7 protein-coding genes are annotated in these 8,720 nt (G+C 64.9%); 4 read left to right on the top strand and 3 right to left on the bottom strand.

The features are described from left to right. From ACWETB_RS04320 to ACWETB_RS04330, 3 genes are all read left to right on the top strand, one after another. A complete protein-coding gene (locus ACWETB_RS04320; protein ID WP_449743984.1) occupies positions 1-966 on the top strand; it encodes an amino acid ABC transporter permease in 966 nt (321 codons plus the stop codon). Next, positions 953-1,735, top strand: coding sequence for an amino acid ABC transporter ATP-binding protein (locus ACWETB_RS04325; protein WP_348809987.1), 783 nt, complete (start codon positions 953-955; stop codon positions 1,733-1,735). Before ACWETB_RS04320 ends, ACWETB_RS04325 begins: the two co-directional genes overlap by 14 nt. A 194-nt stretch (positions 1,736-1,929) precedes the next feature. Next, positions 1,930-4,329: a protein kinase domain-containing protein gene (locus ACWETB_RS04330; protein ID WP_452209503.1), complete on the top strand. Its 2,400-nt coding sequence runs from the start codon at positions 1,930-1,932 to the stop codon at positions 4,327-4,329. 13 nt (positions 4,330-4,342) lie between these two features. Here the strand turns inward: ACWETB_RS04330 and ACWETB_RS04335 are convergent, their stop codons facing one another. From ACWETB_RS04335 to ACWETB_RS04345, 3 genes are all read right to left on the bottom strand, one after another. Then, a complete protein-coding gene (locus tag ACWETB_RS04335) occupies positions 4,343-5,188 on the bottom strand; it encodes a class I SAM-dependent methyltransferase (protein ID WP_348807510.1) in 846 nt (281 codons plus the stop codon). A 33-nt stretch (positions 5,189-5,221) separates the two neighbouring features. Next, positions 5,222-6,331: a class I SAM-dependent methyltransferase gene (locus ACWETB_RS04340; protein WP_348807509.1), complete on the bottom strand. Its 1,110-nt coding sequence runs from the start codon at positions 6,329-6,331 to the stop codon at positions 5,222-5,224. A 79-nt stretch (positions 6,332-6,410) separates the two neighbouring features. Next, positions 6,411-6,971: a 2'-5' RNA ligase family protein gene (locus ACWETB_RS04345; RefSeq protein WP_452209506.1), complete on the bottom strand. Its 561-nt coding sequence runs from the start codon at positions 6,969-6,971 to the stop codon at positions 6,411-6,413. Positions 6,972-7,172: 201 nt separating this feature from the next. Between ACWETB_RS04345 and rpsA the strand changes: the two genes are divergently transcribed. After that, the gene (gene rpsA / locus ACWETB_RS04350; RefSeq protein WP_348807507.1) at positions 7,173-8,648 is read left to right on the top strand and encodes a 30S ribosomal protein S1; all 1,476 of its coding nucleotides are present in this window, start codon (positions 7,173-7,175) and stop codon (positions 8,646-8,648) included. The last annotated feature ends 72 nt before the right edge of the window (positions 8,649-8,720 follow it).

The following is an 8,720-nucleotide window of genomic DNA, read 5'->3' on the forward strand; positions in this document are numbered from 1 at the left end:
GTGAGCTCACCGGCAACCGGTCCGATCGGTGTGGGTTCTGACGATTCGTCAGGACCCGCACCGATCAAGGCGGTACCACTCAAGCATCCGGGGCAGTGGGTTGCCGCGGCGATCGTCCTCGTCCTGCTGTTCTTGTTCGTCTACGGCGCCGCCACCAACAGTGCCTACGGATGGAGCACCTACGCGAAGTACCTCTTCGACACCCGCATCCTCGAAGGTGTCGGGTACACCCTCGCGTTGACCGTGCTGTCGATGGTGATCGCCATCGTGCTCGGCGTGTTGCTGGCGGTCATGAGACTGTCGCCGAACCTTGTTCTGCGGTCGGTGTCCTGGGTGTATCTCTGGATCTTCCGCGGCACGCCGGTGTACGTGCAGTTGGTGTTCTGGGGGCTCTTCCCGGCGCTGTACAAACAGATCGATCTCGGAATCCCGTTCGTCTACCAGTTCGCCCACTTCGACATCCAGTCACTCAACGCGGCATTCACCTTCGCGATGATCGGTCTGGCGCTCAACGAATCCGCCTACATGGCAGAGATCGTGCGCGCCGGTATCTCCTCGGTGGGCGAGGGGCAGACCGAGGCCTCGGTGGCGCTGGGGATGTCGTGGACCCAGACGATGCGGCGCACGGTGCTCCCTCAGGCCATGCGGGTCATCATCCCGCCGACCGGCAACGAGGTCATCAGCATGCTGAAGACCACCAGCCTGGTGACCGCCGTTCCGTTCAGCCTCGAGCTCTACGGCGTCGCGCACGATATTTCGGGTGTGAATTTCGAGCCGATTCCACTCCTGCTGGTCGCCTCGAGCTGGTATCTCGCGGTCACCAGCATTTTGATGGTCGGCCAGTTCTATCTCGAGCGTTACTACGCGAGAGGTGCCTCGAGGCAACTCACGGCCCGGCAGTTGAAGGCAATGGCGGCAGCGCAGAACAAGGTCGTCGTCGATGAGGAGAGCGATGAGCGTCGGTGACGTGAAGACGCAGCCCATGGTGCTGGCGGACCGCGTGTGCAAGAGTTTTGGGACTCTCCAGGTGCTCAAGGGCATCACTCTGGAGGTCGCGAAGGGCGAGGTCCTCTGCCTGATCGGCCCGTCCGGTTCGGGCAAGTCGACCTTCCTGCGCTGCGTCAATCACCTCGAGGTGGTCAACGCCGGACGCCTGTACGTCGACGGTGACCTCATCGGCTATCGGGAGCGTGGCGACAAACTCTACGAGATGAGCCCGAAGGATGCGGCCAAGCAACGTCGGGACATCGGGATGGTGTTTCAGCACTTCAACCTGTTCCCGCATCGGACGGCGCTGGAGAACGTGATCGAGGCGCCGACGCAGGTCAAGAAGCAGTCCAAGGACAAGGCCATCGCGAGGGCAAAAGAGCTACTCGACCGGGTGGGGTTGGCGGACAAGGCCGACACCTACCCGGCGCAACTGTCCGGTGGCCAGCAGCAACGTGTGGCGATCGCACGGGCGCTCGCAATGGACCCGAAACTGATGCTCTTCGACGAGCCCACCTCGGCGCTCGATCCCGAACTGGTAGGCGAGGTGCTCGGGGTGATGCGTGAACTCGCGGCATCGGGGATGACGATGGTTGTGGTCACCCACGAGATGGGTTTCGCCCGTGAGGTTGCCGATCAACTCGTCTTCATGGACGGTGGCGTCGTCGTCGAAAAGGGTGTTCCGCGTGAGGTTCTCGGAAATCCACAGCATGAACGGACAAAGGGTTTCCTGTCGAAGCTGTTATAAGAAATGGGTTGATTTCCATAACCGGGGAAGAGTGGCCGGGAAGCCCTGTTCCTTCGTTTGAATAACTATGTGCAGTACATTCTTTGGTGGTAAATGAGGGTGAACCGCCACCATTGTTCATGACTCTTCGCTACCGTGTTGATCGCGCTGATCGTCGCTTTTCTGCGCCTGGCGCGTCCACACGGAGGTAGATCATGCCACTCGAAACGGGTGCTGAATTCGCAGGCTATCGGGTCGTGCGTGCGCTGGGGTCGGGCGGGATGGGGGACGTCTACCTTGTCGAACATCCCCACCTGGGCCGGTTGGAGGCACTGAAACTCATATCTGCGCGTGGCGATGAGTCTTTCCAGCAGCGGTTCACCCGCGAGGCGCAAACGGCAGCATCTCTCAAACATCCCAGCATCGTCACCATCTATCACTACGGGGTTACCGACCAGGTTCCCTGGTTCACCATGGAATATATTGCAGGGGAGGATCTTTCACGTCATCAGCCGCTGCGTCCAGGCGACATCGGCACGATAGTCACGGCCACCGCGTCGGCGTTGGACTACGCGCACCAGCGAGATGTCGTTCACCGCGACGTCAAGCCGGGCAACATCATGATCACCCGCGACGGTCCGGGCACCGCGATCGAGCAGGTGACGCTGCTCGATTTCGGTATCGCCCGCCTCATCACCTCCAGCGCCCACTTGACAGCGACAGCCGCCTTTATCGGCACCCTGCACTACGTCGCACCGGAAATCCTCGACGGGAGTTCAGCCTCCGGCCGCTCTGATCAATACGCGTTGGGATGCACGGTTTTCGAGCTCTTGGCCGGACACCCCCCATTTGCCGGGGAACATCCCGGGGCCATCATGGCTGCGCACTGGAACTCGCCGCCGCCGCGATTGAGCGATGTGATTGCCGATTTTGCGCCTCTCGACGCTGCATTGGCCAGGGCGATGGCGAAGCGGCCGCCAGACCGCTACGCGTCATGTGGTGAATTCGCCGACGACATCCGAACCGGCCTCGCCCGACTGAACCCGAGCGTCCGTGACGCGACGACGGTCGTACGGCAGATCGGAGTCGCCGCGGTTGCGCCGATGGCCTCAGAAGCGACGTCGGCAACTCAGATTGTCTCGCGGCCCGCTCCGAGTAGTCGCCCCGTAACCGCTCCCCGGGTGGCGCCGCCGATCTCGAACCCTGGCATGCCGCCGATCTCGAACCCTGGCATGTCACCACTCTCGAATCCTGGAATGATCGACCCGAGGGGCAATTCCCCGTTCGCCAATTCCCCGTTCGGGCCGCCGAATCCGGCGAGCGGAGCGGTGTCCGGCGAATCGGGTCGCCCCACCGACGCACGTCGGGCGAGGCGTCGGCGAGTCATGATGATCGGCGTCCCGGTACTGGTCCTTCTCGTGGTCGCTGCGGTGGTGGCGGGGCTGGTCCTGTGGCCCGACGGCGAGTCGTCCGCTGACTCGATCGCCGGCGCGAATGCCGCACCCGTCGAACCAACACGTGTGTCCGAGATCATCCAGGTGTCGTTGGACGGGGTGCCGGTGGCGCACAACGCCTCTGACTCCACGCTGGACCCGGCGGGCGATGGGAAGGCGGTCTGCGGCTCATCGACGAAACTGGCGCTCATGGCGCCGTTGAGCGGGGCCCGCGCCGAAACCGCCAGTACCCTGCCGAACAGTGTTCGGATGGCGATCGATGCGCATAACTCGGCGAACCCCGAATGCCAGGTGGGCATCGCCCAGTTCGACACGCAGGCATCGGCCGACACCGCTGCCCGGGTGGCTCAGACCGCCGCCGCCGATCCGTCGATCATCGGCCTGATCGGCCCGTGGTCATCTGCAGAGTCTGCGGCGACGGGCCCTGTACTTGCGCCGGTGGGGCTTGCATTTGCGAGCCCGTCGGCAACGAGAAGCGTGCTCCTCGAGCAGAACTGGGGCAACTTCTTCATGGGCGCCGCGTACGAGGGGGTCCTCAACCGGGCAATCGCCCTCTATCTCCGGGGCGAGGGGTACCGCCGCGTATGTGTGGTCAGTGACGACGACGCGTACACCGCCGCCGCGGCGCGGATGTTCGCATCGAACCTCGGTGCCGCGGCCGACAACTCCTGTGTGATCACCGTGCCGGTGGGTAGTGAACAGTTTCCACAGCAGGTGCAGCAGGTCAAGAGTCAGGCACCAGACGCCGTCTTCTACCTCGGAGTGACCGACGAGGCGGCGCCATTCGTCGATCAACTACGCTCCGCGGGCCTGGCGGCGCCGATCTACGCCGGCGGCGACGGAGTGGTGAACCGATCGTTCTTCGCCATCACCGGACCGCAGGGATCGGGGGTACGCCTCACCTGTGAATGTGGCCCGGCCGCACCCGCATTCGTCAGTGAATACCGGGAGCGATATGGGCGGGAACCGCACTTCTTCGCCGCCGAGAGCTACGATCTGACGGCCATCATGCTCAAGGCGATCGATTCCGGGGTTCGTGACCGCGCGAGGATGGTGAACTTTCTGCGCAACTTTCACGGCGCCGGGATGGCCCGCGATTACGAATGGTTGGGCACCGGTGCGTTATCGCAGCCCACCGCGTGGATTTACCAGATCAGGTGAGGTGTGACCGGGATCAGTCGGGCTTCGTGCAGCAGAAGATCGCTGTACCCGGAAAGTAGCTGCCGCGCAACGGACTCCACTGTCCCCATTCGCGTTCCAGGTCGTCGGGCCACTCGGGTTCCACGATGTCGTCGAGAATCATTCCAGCCGAACGGATCTCGCGGACTCGATCACCGATCGTCCGATGATGCTCGACATAGGTGATCGTGCCGTCTGCGTCGACCTCCGAGTACGGCGTCCGGTTGAAGTAGGGGATGGCCACGGTCAGACCGTCCGGGCCGGGGTCGTCGGGGAACATCCAGCGCATCGGGTGATTGATCGAAAAGACCCACCGCCCACCGGGAATGAGGATGCGGGCGACCTCGGCCATCACGGTCGCGGAGTCGGCGACGAAGGGGACGGCCCCGAACGAGGAGAAGGCGATGTCGAACGAGGTGTCGGCAAAGGGCAGCGATTCGGCGTTGGCCTGAACCAGCGGCACCCGTTGCTCGCCGAATAGTTCCATCGCGGCGATGCCGTAGCCGAGCATGCCGCGGGACAGATCGGTGGCCACGACCTGTGCGCCGCGGGTCGCGAGCCATCGCGAGCACGGCGCCGAACCGCATCCCACTTCCAGGATGGTGCGTCCCCGAACGTCGCCGAGGAGGTGCGCATCGGCCTCGCGCAGATTCTCCGGACACCACACGAAGTCGCCGCCGGCGACGTCGGCACCGAGGAAATCCCCGTGCTCGCGGTGATACTCACGGCTTTCCAGATCCCACCACGAGCGGTTGGCCCGCTCGCTGACCGCCGAACCGATGTCGCCGAGGACCCGCGGTTGGTGCGGTGAATCGGGCGTCGACGGATCAGGAGAGTTCACGCAGCGAGTGTAGAGCGGGCCCGTCCCGGACGGTTATGCAATCAACTCGTAGAAGCGGAACAACGAGAAGTCATCGATCGGCAGGACTGCCATGTCGCCGAATCCGGCCTCCACCGCGTAGGTGCGCAGCGTCTCGGGTCGCATCACCGTGCCGGTGGCCGCCGACGGCGTCGACGACATGCCGTCCGGCAGGCAGATGAACAGCGAGAAGCCGTACATCAGGCGGTCGACCTCGGAGGCCGGCCCGGCGAACGCGGGGGAGACGGCCTCGTCCATGACGATCATCGAACCGCCGGGCGCGAGTGCCTCGCGCACCGCGCGGAGGACATCCACCGGACGCGGCATGTCGTGGACGCACTCGAAGGCAAACGCCAGATCGAACGGCTCGGCGTCGGCGAGGGTCGCGGCGTCGGCGAGTTCGAAGCGAACCCGTGCGGCCACACCGGCCTCGTCGGCATTGCCGCGGGCCGCGTCCACCGATTTCTCGTCGATGTCGAGGCCGACGAGGGTGGCCTCCGGGTAGGCGGTCGCCAGCGCGATCGTCGACCACCCGAAACCGCATCCGATGTCGGCGACGCGGGCACCCGGGCGGCGCAGCCGCCGGTCCACCTCGGGGACCGACGCCAACGCCGGCGCCAGCGCGCGCTCGAACCAGGGACGGTTCAGCGCCGACTGGCACTCCCGTGCGTCGACGCCGAACCGATGCCAGCTGACGCCGCCACCGCCGCGGTAGGCGTCGAGGAGTTCGGGGAGGCGGCCGAAGGCGGCAGCGAAGATCCGGGGCAGTTCCCCGAGATAGGCGAGACTGTGTCGGTCGAGCAGGACCTCCGCAGCGCCCGGTGACAGGGCGAATCGCGGCGGCGTGGTCTCGAGGCCGACGCTCACCAGCGCGTAGGCGGCCTGCATCTCCAGCCACTCGCGGGCGTAACGCGGATCAGTGCCTGTACGTCGTGCCAGATCGTCCGAGGTCGTCGGGCCGTGGTTGGCAAGCTCGGCGTACCAGCCCATCCGTTCCCCGATGTACACGCTCATGAACTCCGAGACGTGCAGGGCATCGGCGAAGAGTCGTTCGGCGACGGAGTCGGCGTCGGCCATCGCGAGGTTGTCAGCGGTGGGCGCATCGAGGGGACTGGGGTCGGTCATGGTCCCAGAGTCCGCTTGCCGCCACCGATAGTCGACCGTTTTGTCCGATCGATATACGACTCAGCAGGAGCAGATCGACTCAGCAGGCCCGACCGCCGACGATGTGCTCGGAGACCGTGTCGGGATCCCAGCGGCGCAGCGCGGTGATCGTGGCCGGTGCGTCCGGCGGCGCCGCGGCCGCGCCGAGAACACGCAGGACCTCCGGTACCGCGTCCACCTCGACGCGACGGGCCAGTGTCACGTGCGGCGTCCAGCGGCCCGGCCGGCAATGCTCGAACAGAGCAGACTCATGCCCGTCCGACGTCGCGTACTCGGCACCGAGCCGAACGATCGCCGAGTGCGCCGACAGCAGTTCCGTCCTCGGCACCACCAGGCGGGCGATGACGCGTCGGTGCCCGTCGCCGAAGACCACGATGCCGCCGAGCGACACCGGAAACGGCAGTCGCATCGCCACCGTGGACAGGGCCGGGTCGATGCCGGACGCGATGTGACCGGCGGCGATGGCGGTGATGTGCGGGCGATTGGTCGACGACCGGATCGAGGCCTGATTGGGTAGTCCGGCGTCGGCCAGGTCGGCCCATTGGTGCCGGATCCGCTGGTCAGAGACGTCGTCGAGGAGGAATTCCACCGAGTGCGCCACCGTTGCACCTCTCGTCGTGTCCGAGGTCTTCGGTGACCGTCGGCGTCGCGGAGGGCATTTGCCCAGCACAACGCCCCTGGAGTACCCTGATCGACGCGCGTGTGCTGAATCTCGCGCGGTTGCGTGTGCCCTCAGACAGGGCACGCCCCCCAGCACGACAAACTGTACCTACTACATACCTGTCCGGAGCAACTCACCAATATGCCGTCCTCCACCATCACCTCGCCGCAAGTAGCCGTCAACGACATCGGCTCGGCTGAGGACTTTCTCGCCGCCATCGACTCCACGATCAAGTACTTCAACGATGGCGACATCGTCGAAGGCACCATCGTCAAGGTCGACCGCGACGAGGTTCTGCTCGACATCGGTTACAAGACCGAAGGCGTGATCCCCTCACGCGAACTCTCGATCAAGCACGACGTCGACCCCAATGAGGTCGTCAACGTCGGCGACGAGGTCGAGGCCCTGGTTCTGACCAAGGAAGACAAAGAGGGTCGGCTGATCCTGTCCAAGAAGCGCGCACAGTACGAGCGCGCCTGGGGCACGATCGAGGAGCTCAAGGAGAAGGACGAGGCCGTCAAGGGCACCGTCATCGAGGTCGTCAAGGGCGGCCTGATCCTCGACATCGGCCTACGTGGCTTCCTCCCGGCATCGCTGGTGGAGATGCGTCGCGTGCGCGATCTGCAGCCGTACATCGGCAAGGAGATCGAGGCCAAGATCATCGAGCTCGACAAGAACCGCAACAACGTGGTGCTCTCGCGTCGTGCGTGGCTCGAGCAGACCCAGTCCGAGGTTCGCAGCGAGTTCCTGCACCAGCTGCAGAAGGGCCAGGTCCGCAAGGGCGTCGTGTCCTCGATCGTCAACTTCGGTGCGTTCGTCGATCTCGGCGGCGTCGACGGTCTGGTGCACGTCTCCGAGCTGTCCTGGAAGCACATCGATCATCCGTCCGAGGTTGTCACCGTCGGTGACGAGGTCACCGTCGAGGTTCTCGACGTCGATCTCGACCGTGAGCGGGTCTCGTTGTCGCTCAAGGCGACTCAGGAAGATCCGTGGCGTCAGTTCGCCCGTACCCACGCGATCGGTCAGATCGTTCCGGGCAAGGTCACCAAGCTGGTGCCGTTCGGTGCATTCGTCCGCGTCGACGAGGGCATCGAGGGCCTGGTGCACATCTCCGAGCTGGCCGAGCGCCACGTCGAGGTCCCGGACCAGGTTGTCGCCGTCGGCGACGACGCGATGGTCAAGGTCATCGACATCGACCTCGAGCGTCGCCGGATCTCGCTGAGCCTCAAGCAGGCCAACGAGGATTACACCGAGGAGTTCGACCCGTCGAAGTACGGCATGGCCGACAGCTACGACGAGCAGGGCAACTACATCTTCCCCGAGGGCTTCGACGCCGAGACCAACGAATGGCTCGAAGGCTTCGAGAAGCAGCGTGAGGCATGGGAGGCCCGGTACGCCGAGGCCGAGCGTCGCCACAAGATGCACACCGCCCAGATCGAGAAGTTCGCCGCTGCTGCGGCCGAGGCCGAGAAGGCCCCGTCGGACTACTCGTCGGCATCGGAGAGCCGTAGCGCGTCGACCTCGTCGTCGTCCTCGTCCTCGTCGTCGGCCGGTGGTTCACTGGCCAGCGACGAGCAGCTCGCCGCGCTTCGCGAGAAGCTGTCGGGCAACGCCTGATCGTGCCCTGACGTAAGTCAACTGAACTCCCCGGCCCCGCGAACGATTGCTACAGCAGGGCTTCATCAAGGG

This window comes from Gordonia sp. NPDC003950 (genome assembly GCF_053605205.1).